The sequence below is a fragment of the Rhizobium sp. Root491 genome (assembly GCF_001427205.1).
In the GTDB taxonomy this organism is placed as follows: Bacteria; Pseudomonadota; Alphaproteobacteria; order Rhizobiales; family Rhizobiaceae; genus Agrobacterium; species Agrobacterium tumefaciens.
Genome location: NZ_LMFF01000019.1, coordinates 182129 through 199858 on the forward strand (window position 1 = coordinate 182129; position 17730 = coordinate 199858).

The following is a 17730-nucleotide window of genomic DNA, read 5'->3' on the forward strand; positions in this document are numbered from 1 at the left end:
GGGAGCAGGGAAATGTGGAGCGAGTGGGTGCGGCCTATCTCTTCTCCCCGGCGTGGATAAGAAGCTAGCCGCAACGCAGTCGCGACCAAGCAAACGCACCACAAAAGGAAACGCCGGGCACTGGACCCGGCGTTTCAACTTTCACTCGGCAGCGAGCGGCGGCAACCGCAATATATTGCTGCCCTTGTCACCGGATTTTTCACCGGAGCCTTTTTCCATGCCGGCGACGCGCGCTTCCAGCGAGGAGAGTGCCAGGCTGTTTTCGCGGGCGATCTCCGAGAGTTTTTCGTTGGAGAGCGACTCTTCCTCCTCTTCCTTCTTGCCGACGAAGCGGCCGAAGAGGTGGGCGAGCAGGCGCGACAGGTCATCCATGATCAGGAAGAAGGCGGGGACCACGATCAGGGACAGCACCGTGGAGACGATGATGCCACCGATCACCGCAATCGCCATCGGCGCGCGGAAGGAGCCGCCTTCGCCGACGCCAAGTGCCGAGGGCAACATGCCCGCCGACATGGCGATGGAGGTCATGATGATCGGTCGGGCGCGCTTGCGGCCGGCCTCGACCATGGCATGCACCCGTTCCATGCCGTGCCGGCGCATTTCAATGGCGAAGTCCACCAGCAGGATGGCGTTTTTCGTCACGATACCCATCAGCATCAGAATGCCGATGAGAACGGGCATGGAAAGCGCGTTCTGCGTGATGATGAGCGCCACAGCCACGCCGCCAATGGCGAGCGGCAGTGAGAACAGGATGGTGAAGGGCTGGATGATATCCTTGAACAGAAGGATAAGCACCACCAGCACCAGCAGCAGGCCGAGCAGCATGGCGTTGACGAAGCCCTGCTGCATTTCGCCCTGCACCTTGGCATCGCCGCTTTCGGCAAGGCGAACGCTTGCCGGCAGTTCGGTTTCCGAAACGATCCGCTTGAACTCCGCCGTAGACGTATCGAGCGCTGTGCCGAACGGTACATCGGAGCCGATGGAGACGACGCGGTTGCGGTCGTTGCGCTTGATCGAGCTTGGACCTTCCGAATAGTCGATATCGGCAACACTGTAGAGCGGCACCAGCGAACCGGATGCGGTCTTGACCTTCAGCGCGCGGATGGTGGCGAGGTCACGGCGGGTATCGATGGATGCCTGCACGCGGATCGGGATCTGCCGGTCGTCCAGCGAGATTTTCGTCAACTGTGCGTCGATGTCACCGATGGTGGCGACACGCACCGTCTGCGAAATCTGCTGCGGCGTGATTCCGAGGCGGGCGATCTCGTCCTTGCGCGGGCGGATTTGCAGTTCAGGACGGGGAAGCGCTCCCTCCGAGCTGACATTGGCAAGGATGGGCGAGGCGCGCAGGCGGCTTTCGAGAATGCCGACGGCGTCGTTCAGATCCTTCTCGTTGGACGAGAGGAAGTTGAAGCTCAGTTCGCGTTCCGCGCGGTCGTTCAGCTTGATGATGCGCACATCCGGAATGCTGCGGACCTTGGCGAAGATATCCCGCTCCACATCCCACTGCGGACGGACACGGCCCTTTTCCTCGATCTTCGGAAGATATTGGCCGACAAGCGGAAGCGAGCCGAGACCCTTGTTGACAAGGGTTTTCAGCAGCGAATGGTCGATATGCTGGAGAATGACGTTGACGGTGGCGCGGCGAAGCTCCAGATCGCCCTTGGGCGAAGCGCCGCCGAGGATGAAGACGCTTTCCACACCGTTGATATCGCGGATGGCGTGGAAGATTTCGGTCGTCGTCCGGTCTGTCTCGTCCAGCGTCGCATTGGGCGGCAGTTCCACCGAAAGCGTCACGCGCGAGGCGTCGTCCGGCGGCAGGAAGCTGCCCGGCACCTGGCTAAGAAGCATGACGGAAGCAATGAGGAAGCCGATGGCGCCGACCAGCGTCAGGTAACGCGCCCACCATTTGGAGGTGGTGGCGGAAACCATGCGCGTATAGGCTTTCATCAGCCAGCCGTCATTGTCGGCATGGTCGTCCATCGCGTCTTCGGCGCGCATCAGGTAGGCGGCCATCAAGGGCGTGATGAGACGGGCGACCGCCAGCGAGAAGAACACCGAGAAGGCGACCGTCAGACCGAACTGGATGAAGTACTGGCCGGGAATGCCGGGCATGAACGACACGGGTACGAAGACGGCGATGATGGTGAAGCTGGTGGCGATGACGGCAAGGCCGATTTCGTCTGCGGCTTCCAGCGAGGCGCGATACGGCGTCTTGCCCATCTTGATGTGGCGGGCGATGTTCTCGATTTCCACGATGGCGTCGTCCACGAGAATACCCGTGGCGAGCGTCAATGCGAGGAAGCTGACGAGGTTGAGCGAGAAGCCCATGATGTCCATGATCCAGAATGTCGGGATCGCGGAGAGCGGCAGGGCCACGGCGGCAATCAGGGTAGCGCGCCAGTTCCTGAGGAACAGCAGAACCACGATGACGGCGAGGACCGCGCCTTCGATCAGCGTATCGAGCGCTGCCGTATAGTTGCCATAGGTGAAGTAGACGGCGTCATCGACCATCTGGATCGCGACGTCGGGATGGTCCTTGCGGACCTGATCGAGGCTTTCGGCCACGGTTTTGGCGACCGAAACCTCGCTGGCGCCCTTGGAGCGGAACACCGCAAAGGTAACGGCGGGGTTGCCGTTGAAGCGCGAGAAGGACTTCTGCTCCTCATAGGTGTCCGTGACTGTGCCGAGTTCGGCGAGCTTTACGAAACGGCCATTGGAGAGCGCGATGGTGGTGTTGGCAAGCTGGGTGACATCGCGGGTGTCGCCGAGCGTGCGGATCGTCTGTTCGTTGCCGCCAACCTGGCCGCGGCCGGAGCCGAGGTCGATATTGGTGCCGCGCAGCTGGCCGTTCACTTCGCTTGCGGTGATGCCGTAGGCGTCGAGCTTTTCGGGGCTGAGCGAAACGCGCACTTCGCGGTCGGCGCCGCCATAACGGTCGACCTTGCCGATGCCGGACTTGCCCTGCAGCGAACGCTTGATGGTGTCATCCACGAACCAGGACAGTTCTTCCAGCGTCATGTTCGGCGAGGAGACGGCAAAGGTCTGGATTGCCTGGCCTTCCACGTCGATCTTGCTGACAACAGGCACTTCGATGTCGGATGGCAGATCGCTGCGGATCTTGTCGATAGCGTCCTTGACGTCCTGAACCGCCTCTTCCGTCGGCTTTTCGATGCGGAAGACGACGGTTGTCAGGGATTGTCCGTCGGTGACGGTCGACTGGATTTCGTCGACGCCGCTAATGGCGGCGACAGCGTCTTCGATCTCCTTCGTCACCTGCATCTCCAGCTCGGACGGCGAAGCGCCGCTCTGGGTCACGGTGACGGCAACGACGGGAACGTCGATATTCGGAAAACGGGTGATCGGCAGGGCGTTGAAGGCCTGGATGCCGAGGAACATCAAAAGCGCGAAGCCGAGAAGCGGCGCAATCGGGTTACGGATTGACCATGCGGAGAAGTTCATTTCATTCCCTCAGTCAGTTGGACGCAGCCGTCTGGGCTTCCACCGGTCTTATCCGGTCACCATCACGCACGAATGCTCCAGCTTTCTCGACAACCTTGTCACCAGCGGCAAGTCCGCTGACAATCTCGATGAAACCGCTGTCTTCAATGCCGGTCTCGATCTTCACCTGCTTGACGATGTCGCCTTCCACCTTGCGGGTGGTCGAGCCTTCACGCCCGGAGGTGACGGCCGAAAGCGGCAGGGCAAGCGCGTTCGTCTCTTTTACGATGATCTCAGCGCTGGCATACATGCCCGACCGTGCCGGGCTGTCCGTCGGCAGCACAACATGCACGGAACCAAGGCGCGTGGCCGGGTCGACGGTCGGCGAAACGAGACGCACCTTGCCCTCAATTTTTTTTGCTCCGCCGGCAACCGTCAAGAAAGCTTTCTGGCCGGCCTTCACCCGCTGGATGTCAGTCTCGGAAAGATCGGCGACAAGCTCGATCGCGCCGTCCTTGATGATCGTGAAAAGCGGGTTTCCCGCGCCGCTGGCTATGGCGCCGACCTTGGCATTCTTGGCGGAAACGATGCCGGTGACGGGGGTTTTCACACCCGTGCGCGTCAGTTTCAGATTGATGTCGTCAATCTGCGCGTCCACGACCTTGATGTCTGCCTCTCCGGCGGAAACGGTCTGCTTGGCGGCATCAAGGCGTGCCTGCGCAACCTGGGCAGCGGCCTCGGTTTTTTCCGTCTCGGAGACGGAACCGGAACCGCTCTGGCCGAGCTTGGCGGCGCGGTCGCGCTGGCGAAGGGCATCGGCCTTGTTGGCCTCAGCCTCCAGAACCTGCGCCTTGGATTGCGCAACGGCGGCCTGCGCCTTGGCCCTGTTGGCCTCAAGCTGGCTTTTTTGCAGGAGAAGACTGTCCGAGGAAAGCACGGCCAGAACCGCATTCGCCTCGACCCTGTCGCCGATATCGACGTTCAGTTCGTCGATCGACAGGCCGTCGACCAGCGGCTGTACATAAATTTCGTCCACGGGCCTGATGGTACCGGTGGCGATGATGCGGTCCACGAGATCGCGTGTTGCGGCGTGCGCGACGATGATGGAAGGCAGGTTCTGCTGTTTGACCGGTTCCGGCACTTCTCCCTCGGCCACGGCCGAAAATGGCAGGGCCGTTGCGGAAAGAAGAAGGAAAACAAAGCGGTTAAACGTGACTTTATGCTGCATGTGTCTTGGCTCGCGCAATATTCGATCGCATGTCCTTCAGCCTGAAGGCGTGTTTTAAAAGGTCATGCGGCAACGAATGTGAAACAAGGGATCACAATACTTCCTTCTCGATCCTCCCGATTCAAACGCCCCTCAACGCGAATCTTAAGCACCTTTGCCTCGTGCTTTTTTACAAGATCAAATTCGGCAGTCTTGTTGGCGGGGACTCTAATTGTTGTTGCTATACAAATCAATCCGCATAGCCTCGAGGGTTGATATACATTTTTGTATATGGCCGAGTGTTGTAATTCATCAAACGGGTCACCAACGCGCAAAAAAACGCGCGGCGATGGCCGCGCGTTTCCATGTTTTCGGCGTCGACGTGACTATTTCAGCGCCGCATCGGTGATTTCAGTGGTGTAGGCGCCTGTCGGCTCCTTGGTGATGACGGGATCGGAACCGCCGCCGAGCAGCGTCTTGACGGTGCGCTCGTAATCCGCCTTGTCCAGCGCGCCCTTCGAGCCGGCGGTCAGCTTGGCGACTTCGCCCATCATGCGCTTCTGGTGCTTTTCGGTCTGGGCGCCGGAGGCGTCATTTTCAAGAACGATACCTGCTGCATCGTCAGGGTGTTCTTCCGCCCACTTCCAGCCCTTCATGGAAGCGCGGACGAATTTGACCATGTCTTGCTTGAACTTGGCGTCCTTCAGCTTGTCTTCGAGAACGTAGAGCCCGTCCTCCAGCGTTGCGACGCCTTCGTCCTCATATTTGAAGGTGACGAGTTCCTCCGGCTTGATGCCGGCATCAATGACCTGCCAGTATTCATTATAGGTCATGGTGGAAATGCAGGCGGCCTGCTTTTGCAGCAGCGGATCGACGTTGAAACCCTGCTTGAGGACGGTGACGCCATCCGCGCCGCCGGTGGTCGGGATTTTCAGGTGCGCCATCCACGACAGGAACGGATATTCATTGCCGAAGAACCAGACGCCGAGCGTCTTGCCCTTGAAATCTTCCGGCTTGGTAATGCCGGTTTCCTTGAGGCAGGTCAGCATCATGCCTGACGTTTTGAACGGCTGGGCGATGTTGACGAGCGGCACGCCCTTTTCGCGGGTGGCGAGTGCCGATGGCATCCAGTCGACGATCACATCCGCGCCACCGCCGGCCAGAACCTGCGCAGGCGCAATATCCGGTCCGCCCGGCTTGATATCGACATCGAGGCCTTCGGCTTCATAAAAGCCCTTGTCCTTGGCGACGTAATAACCGGCGAACTGCGCCTGGGTGACCCATTTCAGCTGCAGGGTGATCTTGTCGGCGGCCCGAGCCTCAAATGCGCTCAGAAGTGACGCGCCGGCAAGAAGCATGGAGGCAAGTTTCATTTTCATCGCTGTTCCCTTTTTCGTTATTTACGTTCGTCCCCCACGGACGGACGGATGCCAGAAGGTGACGGCGCGCTCGATGAGCGCCACCAGACCATAAAATCCTGAGCCTGCGAGCGCCGCCACGGCAATTTCTGCCCAGACCATATCGACATTGCTGCGGCCCATTTCCGCCGAGATGCGGAAACCCATGCCGACGATGGGCGTGCCGAAGAATTCCGCGACGATGGCGCCGATCAGCGCCAGTGTGGAATTGATCTTCAGGGCGTTGAAGATGAAGGGCCAGGCGGCGGGCAGGCGCAGTTTCAGCAATGTCTGCCCCCAGCCTGCGGCATAGGTGCGCATCAGGTCGCGTTCCATGTGGCTGGAGGCGGCAAGCCCTTGAACCGTGTTCACCAGCATCGGGAAAAACGTCATGATGACGACGACAGCCACTTTCGACTGCCAGTCGAAACCGAACCACATGACCATGATGGGAGCGATGCCGACGACCGGCAGGGCGGAGACGAAATTGCCGATGGGCAGCAGCCCGCGCTGGAGGAAGGGCGAACGATCGATGAGGATGGCAACGATGAAACCGAGGCCGCAGCCGAGCACATAACCTGTCAGCACCGATTTGAGGAAGGTCTGGCGGAAATCCGCCCAGAGGATCGGTAGCGAGCCGAGAAGGCGGGCGAGGATGGCGCTCGGGGCAGGCAACAGGATGGGTGGGACGGAGAAGCCGCGCACCACACCTTCCCAAAGCGCGAGAATGGCCAGCCCGAAGAGAAGCGGTACGGCCATGCGGCTCATTCGCTTTGCCGACTGTGATGCGAAGGTGTGGCGCACCAGCCATTCGTTGGAGGCCCAAGCGGCAAGCCAGAACAGGATTGCGCCAATAAACCAGACGGGATTTGTCATGGCCGCGCTCCCATTCTCTTGAGGACGGCAGCGTGGGCGATGCCGATGATCGATACCAGAATGGCGGCCACACCGGCGGCCATGAACAGCGCTGCCCATATCTGCACGGTCTGGCCGTAATAGGAGCCGGAGAGCAGACGCGCACCGAGACCGGCGACGGCGCCCGTCGGCAATTCGCCGACGATGGCCCCGACCAGCGCAATCGCAATGGCGATCTTCAGCGAGGTGAAGAGATAGGGGAGGGCAGACGGCCAGCGCAGCTTCCAGAAGATTTGTGCGGGCGAGGCATTATAGGTGTGCATCAGGTCCAGCTGGATGGTTTCGGGGCTTCTGAGGCCCTTCACCATGCCGACGACAATCGGGAAGAACGAGAGATACGTGGAAATCAGCGCCTTGGGCAACAGCCCGGAAATGCCGATGGAATTCAGGACGACGATGATCATCGGCGCGACAGCAAGGATGGGGATGGTCTGGCTGGCGATGATCCACGGCATGACCGAGCGGTCCATGGCGCGGTTGTGGATGATGGCGACGGCGAGCAGGATGCCGAGCACCGCGCCGATGGCGAAACCGAGGAGCGTGGCCGAAAGCGTGACGCCCGCGTGATAAACGAGGCTGCGCTTGGAGGTGATCGCCTTGTTGACGGTGGTGTCCCACAGTTCCGCGATGATCTGGTGCGGGGCGGGGAGAACCGGGCGCTCCTGCGTGAAGGTTTGCGGCAGAAGCTCCATGAAGCTCGGCGTCTGGCCGGCGCGGTTTGCCTGATCGCGGACGAAGGGCATGTTGAGGTAGATGACGCAAAGGTGCCAGACGATGAGGATGGCGAGGAGGACGGTGAGGATGGGGAGGACGCGGTGGCGGAGGAGGGTCATTGCGGCGCCCTCGGTTGATGGGGGGTAATGCTGGCGCTGACTTCACCCCTCATAGCTATGCCCCGCCTTCAATCCCTCACGCACGCGATGCGCAATTGCCAGAAATTCCGGAGTCTCCCTGATCTCAAGCGGCCTTTCCCTTGGCAGCGTGGATTCGATGATATCCGTTACCCGGCCGGGCCGTGGTGACATCACGACGATCTTGGTCGAGAGATAAACGGCTTCCGGGATGGAGTGGGTGACGAAGCAGATGGTCTTGCCGGTCGTATCCCACAGTTTCAGCAGCTGTTCGTTCAGATGGTCGCGGACGATCTCGTCCAGCGCGCCGAAGGGTTCGTCCATCAACAGCAGGTCGGCATCGAAGGCCAGCGCGCGGGCGATGGAGGCGCGCTGCTGCATGCCGCCGGAAAGCTGCCATGGGTATTTCTTGCTGAAACCGCTGAGATTGACGAGATCGAGCGTGCGGTCGATGCGCTCCCTCTGTTCGGCCTTCGTATAGCCCATGATTTCGAGCGGCAGCGCAATGTTGTTTTCGATCGTCCGCCACGGATAGAGTGCGGCGGCCTGAAAGACATAGCCGTAGGACCGGTCCTTGCGGGCGTTTTCCGGCGTGGTGCCATTGACGGTGATATCGCCGGATGTGTGCTTTTCGAGATCGGCAATCACCCGCAGGAACGTGGTCTTACCGCAGCCGGAAGGGCCGATGAAGGAGACGAACTCGCCCTTGCCCACTTCCAGATCGACATTGGAAAGCGCGTGCACCGGGCCATCGCCGGTTTCGAAGGTGAGGCCGAGATTTCTGGCGGAAACGACGGAATAGGACGAGGCTTGGTTCATCGTGGCTTGTTTCCACTTTCCGTCAGGGCTGCGCGTGCCAGCGGCAGCATACGTGTTTCCGTGAGTTTGGCGATCGGCAGATTGGAGGCCGCATCCAGATCGAGCCAGCGCACCTCCTCTATCTCGGCCTGCGGGGTAACGTCGATATTCAGTTGGGCGACGAAGGCATGGGCCACGACCTCCGCCCCTGTCTCATTGGCGGCCTCCTCCCGAAAGATGCCCTCATATCGCGCGGCATTTTCAGGAAGCGTGAGGCCGATTTCCTCGGCAAGTTCACGGTGAAGCGCCTGCTCCGGCGTTTCACCCGGATCGATCTTGCCGCCCGGCTGCATGAATTGCGTGGTGCCGCGCTTGCGCACGACAAGCATTTGCCGCCGCGCATTCAGGAGAACGGCGGCAGCGATGACGATTTCGCGTTTCGGATCGGTGCTCAAGGTCATACACCCGATGCCGGGATGCCGCTGCGTTCCACCTTGCGTGGCGCGACGAGCTCTTTCCATGTGGACAGCGCCTTGCTGACGGCGGGATAGGGATCACGGGCGACGAACGTGCCGTGACCTTCCTGCGTCTTCACCGTGCTTTCCTCGATGCTGACGATGCCGCGCGACAGGGTGAAGCGCGGCAGGCCCTTCACCTTCTGTCCTTCGAATACGTTGTAATCTATGGCCGATTGCTGGTTTTCCGCGCGGATGGTCTTTTCCCGCGCCGGGTCCCAGACGACGAGATCGGCATCGCTGCCGACGAGGATCGCGCCCTTTTTCGGATAGATGTTGAGGATTTTCGCAATGTTGGTGGAGGTGACGGCGACGAATTCGTTCATCGTCAGCCGGCCGGTCGCCACGCCATGGGTCCAGAGCAGCGGCATGCGATCTTCCAGCCCGCCGGTGCCATTGGGGATCTTGCGGAAATCACCGAGGCCGAAGCGTTTCTGGTCGGTGGTGAAGGCGCAATGGTCGGTCGCCACGCATTGCAGCGAGCCGGAGGCGAGACCCGCCCAGAGGCTATCCTGATGCTGGCGGTTGCGGAAGGGTGGCGACATGACCCGGCGGGCAGCATGGTCCCAGTCGGCATTGGCATATTCGCTTTCGTCGAGGATCAGGTGCTGGATCAGCGGTTCGCCATAAACGCGCATGCCGTTCTGACGCGCACGGCGGATGGCTTCATGTGCCTGCTCGCAGGATGTATGAACGACATAAAGCGGCGCACCGGCCATATCGGCGATGATGATGGCGCGGTTGGTCGCTTCGCCTTCGACGGAGGGCGGCCGGGAATAGGCATGCGCTTCCGGGCCGACATTGCCTTCCGCCATCAGCTTTTCCTGCATCTGCGCAACGATATCGCCGTTTTCCGCATGCACGAAGGGAATGGCGCCAAGCTCGGCGCAGCGCGAGAAGGAGGCGAACATCTCGTCGTCATTCACCATCAACGCGCCCTTGTAGGCCATGAAGTGCTTGAACGAATTGATGCCCTTTTCCTGAACCACAGTCTTCATCTCGTTGAAGACCTGCTCGCCCCACCAGGTAACGGCCATGTGGAAGGAATAATCGCAGTTGGCTCGCGTTGCCTTGTTGTCCCATCTTTGCAGGGCATCGAGCAGCGACTGGCCGGGATCGGGCAGACAAAAATCCACCACCATGGTCGTGCCGCCGGCAAGGGCGGCACGCGTGCCACTCTCGAAATCATCGGCGGAATATGTGCCCATGAAGGGCATTTCCAGATGCACATGCGGATCGATGCCGCCAGGCATGACGTAACATCCCGTGGCATCGAGCACTGTACCGCCGGTCAGATCGGGTCCGATCTCTGTGATCTTGCCGCCTTCGATTTTAACATCGGCCTTGTAGGTCAGGTCGGCGGTGACGATGGTGCCGTTCTTGATAATGGTGGCGGTCATTGCACGATCTCCGCAGTTTCCAGCACCGCATGCAGCAGCACATCGCAGCCGGCCGCCGCCCATTCCAGCGAAATCTCTTCCGCCTCGTTGTGGGAAAGACCGTCCACGCAGGGGCAGAAGATCATGGTGGAGGGTGCAACCCTTGCCGTCCAGCAGGCATCATGGCCGGCGCCGGAAATGATGTCCATATGGCTGTAGCCAAGCTTTTCGGCAGCAGCGCGCACGCGGCCCACCAGCACCGGATCGAAGGTGACGGGATCGAAATGGCCGATGGCCTCGATTGAGCAGCCGACGCCGAGTTCTTCGGCGATAACGGGCACCTCGCGTTCGAAGATGGCGCGCATGTTGTCGAGTTTCGCCTGCGAGGGGGTTCTGAGGTCGATGGTGAAAACCACCTTGCCGGGCAGCACATTGCGGGAATTGGGCGTGAAGATCATCTGGCCGACGCCGGCGACAGCGCCCGGCTGGTGGGCCATCGCCACTTCCTGCACCTTTTCGAGGATGCGGGCGGCGGCGAGGCCAGCATTGACGCGCATGGCCATCGGCGTCGAGCCGGTATGCGCCTCCTTGCCTGTCAGCGTCACTTCCAGCCACCACAGGCCCTGACCATGGGTAACGACGCCGATCTGCTTGCCTTCCGCCTCGAGGATCGGTCCCTGTTCGATATGATATTCGAAATAGGCGTGCATCTTGCGGGCGCCCACCTCTTCCTCACCCAGCCAGCCGATGCGCTTCAGCTCGTCGCCATAGGTCTTGCCGTCGGTATCGGTGCGGCTATAGGCGTAATCGAGATCGTGAATGCCGGCGAAGACGCCGGAAGCCAGCATGGCCGGGGCAAAGCGCGCGCCTTCCTCATTGGACCAGTTGGTAACGACAACAGGGTGTTTCGTCTTTATGTTGAGATCGTTCAGGCTTCGCACGACTTCCAGTCCAGCCAGCACGCCGAGAACGCCATCGAACTTGCCGCCGGTTGGCTGGGTGTCGAGATGGCTGCCGATATAGACCGGCAGTGCATCCGGGTCCTCGCCGGGGCGGGTGGCGAACATCGTGCCCATCTTGTCGACGCCCATCGTGAGGCCGGCCGCTTCGCACCAGCGCTTGAACAGGCTGCGGCCTTCAGCATCTTCATCCGTCAGCGTGCGGCGATTATTGCCGCCGGCAATGCCGGGGCCGATTTTCGCCATGTCCATCAGACTGTCCCACAGACGGTCGCCATTGACCGTCAAGTTCTTACCCGCTGCCATGAAGTGTCGTCCTCACCTGTTTTGTTTTTATCGAAGCAAAGCTTGTGCCGTTCCCGTTTTTGCCGGTTAAGATAACAGCCATTGCCTTGTGATGGCGATGGTGGATAAATTGACCGGCTGGTAAACATTGCAAATTCGCCATGACGTCAGCAAGGGATTTTCGTGACGAATCGCACTAATTTTGCCTAAACTGTACGCGGCGATTATTTTTTAAGCATACTGTAGCGGCAATTGCACCGAAAAGAAACACAGAGAGCAGAGTATGGCCATACCGCGCGCAGCGAAAACACAGAAGCGGACCCGCATTCAGGAAGAAAAGCAGGAAGCGATTCTTGAGGCCGCGCTGAGTGTGTTTTCCACCAACGGCTTTCGCGGTTCCACCATCGACCAGATTGCCGAGGCGGCCGGCATGTCGAAACCGAACGTACTTTATTATTTCCGCACCAAGGAGGCGATGCATCGCGCGTTGATCGAGCGGGTGCTGGATACCTGGCTGGATCCGCTCAGGGCTTTTGATGCCGAGGGCAATCCTGAAAGCGAAATCCGCTCCTATATTCGCCGCAAGCTGGAAATGTCGCGCGATTTTCCGCGCGAGAGCCGCCTGTTTGCCAATGAAATCCTCCAGGGCGCGCCACATATCGAGGATGAGCTGAAGGGTCCGCTGAAGCAACTGGTGGATGAAAAGGCAGAGGTAATCCGCGTCTGGATCAAGGCCGGGCGGATGGCGAAATGCGATCCCTATCACCTGATTTTCTCGATCTGGTCGACCACGCAGCACTATGCGGATTTCGACGTGCAGGTGAGGGCCGTGCTGGGCGACAAAAACGGTGGCGAAGGCCGGTTTGAGGATGCAGCCCGGCACCTGGAGCAGCTTTTCATGGGCGGATTGAAGATCAACAACTGATCTGGTGAGGTTATCGCGAATATGTGATCGATTCTTTATGTCAAAACATGAGGAAAATCATCACCTTTATACTTTACTCCAAAACTCATCTTTATTATGGTGCCGGCATCCCGAACGTCGGGGCATGAAAAAATCAACCGGCAGGTGAGGGAATGGCACGCAAGGAAAAGAAGAAAGCCGAACGCGGCGGCAAGCAGGGCAAGGGCGCGCCTCAACCTGAAAAGGATGTGGCCGAACAGCAGCTTTCCGGTCCGAAGAGCTTTCTTTATGTTGGCGGCCGTGACTGTCAGGTTGCCCATCTTCGCCAGATCGCCAGCAATTTCGGCGCCGAGCTTATCCATCACGATGGCGGATTGCGTGAGGCGGTCTCGCGTATCGACACTGTTCTTCCCTCCGTCGACTGCGTTTTCTGCCCGATCGACTGTATCAGCCACGATGCGTGTCTGCGGGTGAAGTCCGGTTGCAAGAAATTCGGCAAGACGTTCATTCCGCTGCGCAATGGCAGCAAATCCAGTCTGGAGCGGGCGCTGCAGACGATGAATGAACGGACCTTAAACGATGAGCGACGAGCGCAATAATTTCAAGGATGCAGAGCAGGCGGTGGCTGAGGCCTGCCGCGTGGAGCTGCACAAGATGGCAGGCCAGTGCGCCGATCCGGCCCTTACGGAGATGTATGAAGTCGTCGGAGAACGCGAGCGGCGCAACCGCGCCGCAGCTGACGGCGGCAATGTGCTGGCTTTTCCCTATCTGCGCACCCGCCAGCCGGGCGAAAAGCCGTTCTTCGAGATCGGTGACGCGGCTCAACGTGGCGGCAACATCCTGTCGTTTCGCTGGAAACGGCGTTGATGCCGATTTAGCCCCTCGGCTTCAAAAATGCACCGGCGCAGAGCACCAGCCATCCCGCGATCATGCCGAGGCCACCCAAGGGAGCCGCGTAGGGAAACAGGCTGTGACCGGAAAAATGTCTGGTGACGAGATCACCAACAAAAACCGCCGTGCCAAAGCCAAGAATCAGCCCTGCCGGAATGGCGGTTCTGATGCGGTCCGCGCCGATATGCAGTGCCACAAGCACCGGCGCATGGGCGAGCGCCATGGCCGAGGCGTTGCCAAGCATATAGGTTTCGCCGGTATGGGTGGCGGCGGCGGCAAGCATGACGCCGGAAGCACCCAAAAGGCTGCCCAGCAGCAAAATCAAGGCGCGCAATCTTTCCGTCGTCATGGGTTATTCGCTTCCTGATTTTGCATGTGAAAGGCCAGCCGCTCCACCGGTCCCCAGATGATGTCCCGGAGCTTTGCGTTCTCGATGGTCTCGTCCATCGCGCGGCGAAAGCAGAGCAGCCATTCGTCCCGCTCGGCGGGTCCGATAGGGGCCACGAAATGACGCCTGCGCAACATCGGGTGGCCGTGTTTTTCGACATAGACCGGCGGTCCGCCAAGATATCCGGTCAGATAATCGTAGAACTTGCTTTCGCTGCCGGAAAGATCGGCTGGATGGATGGCGCGGCAATGCACCGCCTCTGGCAGGGTGTCCATCAATTCATAAAAGCGCCGGGTCAGTGCTCTGACTGTGGCATCGCCGCCGATCGCTTCATAAAGGGTAATGGTCTCGCCGCTCACATCCCGCCTCCTTGAACCCTGCGGCCCTTATCGCTTTCCGGAGCGGGAAGAGCAACAGGCAAAGACGGGATGCGACATTTGCGACACTGGGACATTCATGGTGACCGTCCGCTTCAAGCGTTCAGCGCCATCCACTCATCCAAAGTTGCGGATGAGATCGAGGCCCTTGCTGAGCAGCGTTTCGGCTTCGTCCTGATTGGCGGCCTCGACGTAGCAGCGCATTTCCGGAGCATTGCCGGACGGGCGGAAATGGATGGTGCTGCCGTCTGTCAGCGCCACGCGCAGGCCGTCAATGTCGCTCAGCGCCTTGACCGTGCCCACGGGGGCGAGGAAGGTTTCGAGATTATTCCGCGAGGCGCGCAGATGCGTCATCAGGGCAGCGCTCTTTTCCTGTGCGAAGTTTTCCAGACGATCCGCAGCCGCGACCGGCAGGTTATAGGCGGCGGCAATCTGCGATAGCGGCTTTTTCTGCTCGGCGGAGAGAAGCAATACGGCGAGGATGGGCAGGAAGCTGTCCCGCGTCGGCAGCGGCGATAGCGGTTTGCCGTTCAATGTGAAGGTGGAGGCCGTCAGAAGGCCGCCATTGGCCTCGAAACCCATGACGCCGTTGTTTCCTTCGGCAAGGGCCTGTGCCATGCCGGCGATCACGAAAGGCGAACCGACCCTGGTGCGGATGACCTTGAACGAACCGCTCGCCTCAATGCCGGAATTGGAGGTGACGGGGGTGACGACCACGCCGGCATCGAGAAAATTCGCCGTAATTAATCCGATCAAGTCGCCGCGCAGCGGCACGCCGTTTTCATCGGCAAGCAGGGGCCGGTCGCCGTCACCATCGGCGGAAACGATGGCATCGAGGCCGTGTTCCGGCGCCCATTTTTTGAGAAGCTCCAGCGTTTCAGGGGAGACCGCCTCGGTATCGACCGGAATGAAGGTCTCGGAACGGCCGAGCGACACGACATCGGCGCCATAGTGGGCGAGAACATCGACGAAGAGATCGCGCGCCACCGTGCTGTGCTGGTAAACGCCGATCTTCAGGCCCGACAGCGCCTTTTCCGGCAGGAGTGCGGCATTGCGCTCATAAAAGAGCTCGGCTGCAATTGCGGAATGGTCGTCCGCCGTTGCGGCCTCGTCGTTAATCCCTTCAGCCTCGACTTCGGCTGCGAGTGCGGCGATCGCAGTTTCGTCCTGTTTGTCGATTTCGCCGTCCGGGCGGTAGAATTTGATGCCGTTGCGGTCGGCCGGAATATGCGAACCCGTTATCATCAGAGCGCCGACCTTGAGGGAAAGTCCGTAAAGCGCCAGTGCCGGTGTCGGCACTGTGCCGCAATCGAGCGGTGTGAGGCCGGCCTTTTTCAGCGCGGCGATACAGGTTGCGGAAACATCCGGGCTCGAATCGCGGAAATCGCGGGCCACGAGAATGGGGTCGCCCGCCTTTGCCTGACCCGATGTGAGAAGGTGCCTTGCAAATGCCGTTGCGTAGACGGCCGAGGCCTTTCCTTTCAGATCGACAGACAGGCCGCGAAGGCCGCTCGTTCCAAATTTCAGGCTCATGCCAAACTCCGTTTCGATAAAATCTTTGAGGTTCAAATGGATAATACAAAAATATAACGCCAGAAAGAACCGTATCGATCCATTCAAGTCAATCATCTCTTTCATGCACGCGGCGAATAGGTGATGATGGCGGGGGATGATGCGGGTAACCTAAAATTCACCCGTTATATCTAGACTTGCCGGTTAATAGTGGTTCTGGCGACGATGAAAACCATCTGTTGCAGGCCTTTTTTGTGGTTCGTTCAAGTTGGATTGGCTGATGTACAGGCTTCAAAAGGCGGGACATAAGCAGGCACGTCCGCTGGATGAAAAAGCGGCGCCCGCCGCCAGACCCCACGGTTCCCTGCTGGACGATCTGGTGGATGAGGATGAGGTTTTCGAGCGCACGGTGCTGAAAGAGCATCTTGAGCCGAAGCCGGCGGCTGCCGTTGCCGAACCCGCTCCGGCTGAAAAGCCCACAAGGCCGGCCTCGCCAAGCAACAGTTTCGCGGCCACGCTGCCGGGCCTGAAATATATCGACCGGATCGGTGTGGACGAGGTACTCGGCTGGCTGCGTGCCGGGATCGTCTGGATTGTGCTTGCGATCATTCTCTGCGTCGCCGCTGCACTCGCCTATGCCTATATGACGCCGCCGCGTTACACCGCCTATACGGATATCGTCGTCAATCCCTCCAACCTGAATGTCGTCAATGACGGGGTGTTTTCGCCCAACCAGCAGCGCGACACCCAGATTCTCGAAGTGGAGAGCAAGCTGCGCACCGTCACGTCGCGCAACGTGCTGGCGCGGGTGGTGGACGAGCTGAAACTGGATGAGGACCCGGAATTCATATCCCCACCGCCTCTTGCGCGGCTGAAAGCATTTTTTTCACCCAAGCCGGAAGATGGTGACAACAAGGTCGGCGCGCTTCGTTCGCTGGGCGAACGGGTTGCGGCGGAACGGGATCCGCGTTCCTTCGTGGTGACGCTTGCGGTCTGGACCAATGATCCGGACAAATCCGTGACAGTCTCGAAGGCGATGGTGAAGGCTTTCGAAAGCGAGTTGTTCCAGACGACCTCCGACAGCAGCCTGCGTATTGTCGATGATCTCAAGAAGCGGCTTGAGGAAATGCGCCAGAACGTGACGGTTGCCGAAAAGCGCGTCGCCGACTTCCGCCGCGAAAACGGCCTGCAGGAGAATAACGGCCAGCTGGTCAGCAATCTGGCGTCCGGCGAGCTGAATGCGCAGGTTCTTGCCGCGCAGCAGCGCGTCATTCAGGAGGAGTCGCGCCTCAAGCAGATGCAGGCGGCGATTGCCCAGAACCGCACCCAGAGCGACGCGATCTTCGACAGCCAGACCATGAACACCATTCGTGCGCAATACAGCACCTTGCAGCAGCAGATTGGGGCGATGACGCTGACCTATGGCGCCCGCCATCCGCGTCTGGCGACTGCCGGGGCGGAACGCGACATGCTGGAACGCGGCATTGCGGATGAGGCGCAGCGGATTTTGCTGGCGGCCAAGACCAATGTCGCCGAGGCCCGCTCCTCGCTTGATGCCCTGCGGCTGAAGGCGGTTGCGGAACGCGCCAACGTCTTCACCGACAATGAGGCGCAGGTGCGGCTGCGCGATCTGGAGCGAGACGCCAACTCAGCTGCCGCGATCTACGAGACCTATCTCAACCGATCACGCCAGATCGCCGAGCAGCAGACAATCGATTCCACCAATGTGCGGGTGATTTCGCAGCCGGTAGCGCCCAATTCCAGAAGCTGGCCGCCCGGCAAGCTGATCTTCCTGATCGCCGGTGGCGTGGGCGGTCTGTTCCTTGGTCTCGGAATTGCCATCGCACTTGGGCTTTTGGGTTTTCTGCGCCGGACAGATCACGCGGAACGCTACGCCTGAGGGCTGCGACC

15 protein-coding genes and 1 pseudogene are annotated in these 17730 nt (G+C 60.0%); 4 read left to right on the top strand and 12 right to left on the bottom strand.

What is annotated here, in order from left to right; genetic code table 11:
• Positions 1-141: 141 nt before the first annotated feature.
• The 9 genes from ASD46_RS25065 to ASD46_RS25105 all read right to left on the bottom strand — a co-directional run bounded on the left by ASD46_RS25065 (position 142) and on the right by ASD46_RS25105 (position 11768).
• A complete protein-coding gene (locus ASD46_RS25065; RefSeq protein WP_025594318.1) occupies positions 142-3462 on the bottom strand; it encodes an efflux RND transporter permease subunit in 3321 nt (1106 codons plus the stop codon).
• A gap of 13 nt (positions 3463-3475) precedes the next feature.
• Positions 3476-4669 carry an efflux RND transporter periplasmic adaptor subunit gene (locus tag ASD46_RS25070; protein ID WP_003513881.1) on the bottom strand — a complete coding sequence of 398 codons (1194 nt, stop codon included), beginning with the start codon at positions 4667-4669 and terminating at the stop codon, positions 3476-3478.
• 365 nt (positions 4670-5034) lie between these two features.
• Positions 5035-6027, bottom strand: coding sequence for an ABC transporter substrate-binding protein (locus tag ASD46_RS25075; protein WP_025594317.1), 993 nt, complete (start codon positions 6025-6027; stop codon positions 5035-5037).
• Between the two features lie 21 nt (positions 6028-6048).
• The gene (locus tag ASD46_RS25080; RefSeq protein ID WP_003513877.1) at positions 6049-6921 is read right to left on the bottom strand and encodes an ABC transporter permease; all 873 of its coding nucleotides are present in this window, start codon (positions 6919-6921) and stop codon (positions 6049-6051) included.
• Positions 6918-7793, bottom strand: a complete 876-nt coding sequence (locus tag ASD46_RS25085; RefSeq protein ID WP_025594316.1) for an ABC transporter permease — start codon at positions 7791-7793, stop codon at positions 6918-6920. Before ASD46_RS25085 ends, ASD46_RS25080 begins: the two co-directional genes overlap by 4 nt.
• Before the next feature lie 42 nt (positions 7794-7835).
• Positions 7836-8630 carry an ABC transporter ATP-binding protein gene (locus ASD46_RS25090; RefSeq protein WP_013636702.1) on the bottom strand — a complete coding sequence of 265 codons (795 nt, stop codon included), beginning with the start codon at positions 8628-8630 and terminating at the stop codon, positions 7836-7838.
• Positions 8627-9070: an NUDIX hydrolase gene (locus tag ASD46_RS25095; RefSeq protein ID WP_019565127.1), complete on the bottom strand. Its 444-nt coding sequence runs from the start codon at positions 9068-9070 to the stop codon at positions 8627-8629. Before ASD46_RS25095 ends, ASD46_RS25090 begins: the two co-directional genes overlap by 4 nt.
• Positions 9067-10524: a dihydropyrimidinase gene (gene hydA / locus ASD46_RS25100; protein ID WP_025594312.1), complete on the bottom strand. Its 1458-nt coding sequence runs from the start codon at positions 10522-10524 to the stop codon at positions 9067-9069. Before hydA ends, ASD46_RS25095 begins: the two co-directional genes overlap by 4 nt.
• On the bottom strand, positions 10521-11768 hold the full coding sequence (locus tag ASD46_RS25105) for a Zn-dependent hydrolase (RefSeq protein WP_025594310.1): 1248 nt from the start codon (positions 11766-11768) through the stop codon (positions 10521-10523). Before ASD46_RS25105 ends, hydA begins: the two co-directional genes overlap by 4 nt.
• Positions 11769-12030: 262 nt before the next feature.
• Between ASD46_RS25105 and ASD46_RS25110 the strand changes: the two genes are divergently transcribed.
• The 3 genes and pseudogenes from ASD46_RS25110 (at position 12031) to ASD46_RS25120 (ending at position 13518) form a co-directional block, all read left to right on the top strand.
• Positions 12031-12672 carry a TetR family transcriptional regulator C-terminal domain-containing protein gene (locus tag ASD46_RS25110; protein ID WP_003513869.1) on the top strand — a complete coding sequence of 214 codons (642 nt, stop codon included), beginning with the start codon at positions 12031-12033 and terminating at the stop codon, positions 12670-12672.
• Positions 12673-12926: 254 nt separating this feature from the next.
• Positions 12927-13250, top strand: a pseudogene (locus ASD46_RS25115) (DUF2325 domain-containing protein); the annotation flags it as partial.
• Positions 13231-13518 carry a hypothetical protein gene (locus tag ASD46_RS25120; RefSeq protein ID WP_019565129.1) on the top strand — a complete coding sequence of 96 codons (288 nt, stop codon included), beginning with the start codon at positions 13231-13233 and terminating at the stop codon, positions 13516-13518. The pseudogene ASD46_RS25115 and the gene ASD46_RS25120, both read left to right, overlap by 20 nt.
• Positions 13519-13525: 7 nt before the next feature.
• Here the strand turns inward: ASD46_RS25120 and ASD46_RS25125 are convergent, their stop codons facing one another.
• From ASD46_RS25125 to uppO, 3 genes are all read right to left on the bottom strand, one after another.
• On the bottom strand, positions 13526-13891 hold the full coding sequence (locus tag ASD46_RS25125; RefSeq protein WP_003513866.1) for a DUF423 domain-containing protein: 366 nt from the start codon (positions 13889-13891) through the stop codon (positions 13526-13528).
• Positions 13888-14289, bottom strand: coding sequence for a globin (locus tag ASD46_RS25130; protein WP_025594308.1), 402 nt, complete (start codon positions 14287-14289; stop codon positions 13888-13890). Before ASD46_RS25130 ends, ASD46_RS25125 begins: the two co-directional genes overlap by 4 nt.
• Positions 14290-14424: 135 nt before the next feature.
• Complete coding sequence (gene uppO / locus ASD46_RS25135; RefSeq protein ID WP_035198988.1) at positions 14425-15840, bottom strand: polysaccharide biosynthesis phosphomannomutase UppO; 1416 nt, start codon at positions 15838-15840, stop codon at positions 14425-14427.
• Positions 15841-16099: 259 nt separating this feature from the next.
• Here uppO and uppM point away from each other — a divergent pair, with 259 nt between their 5' ends.
• Entirely contained in the window at positions 16100-17719 is a 1620-nt protein-coding gene (uppM, locus tag ASD46_RS25145) for a polysaccharide biosynthesis protein UppM (protein WP_025594305.1), read from the top strand.
• The last annotated feature ends 11 nt before the right edge of the window (positions 17720-17730 follow it).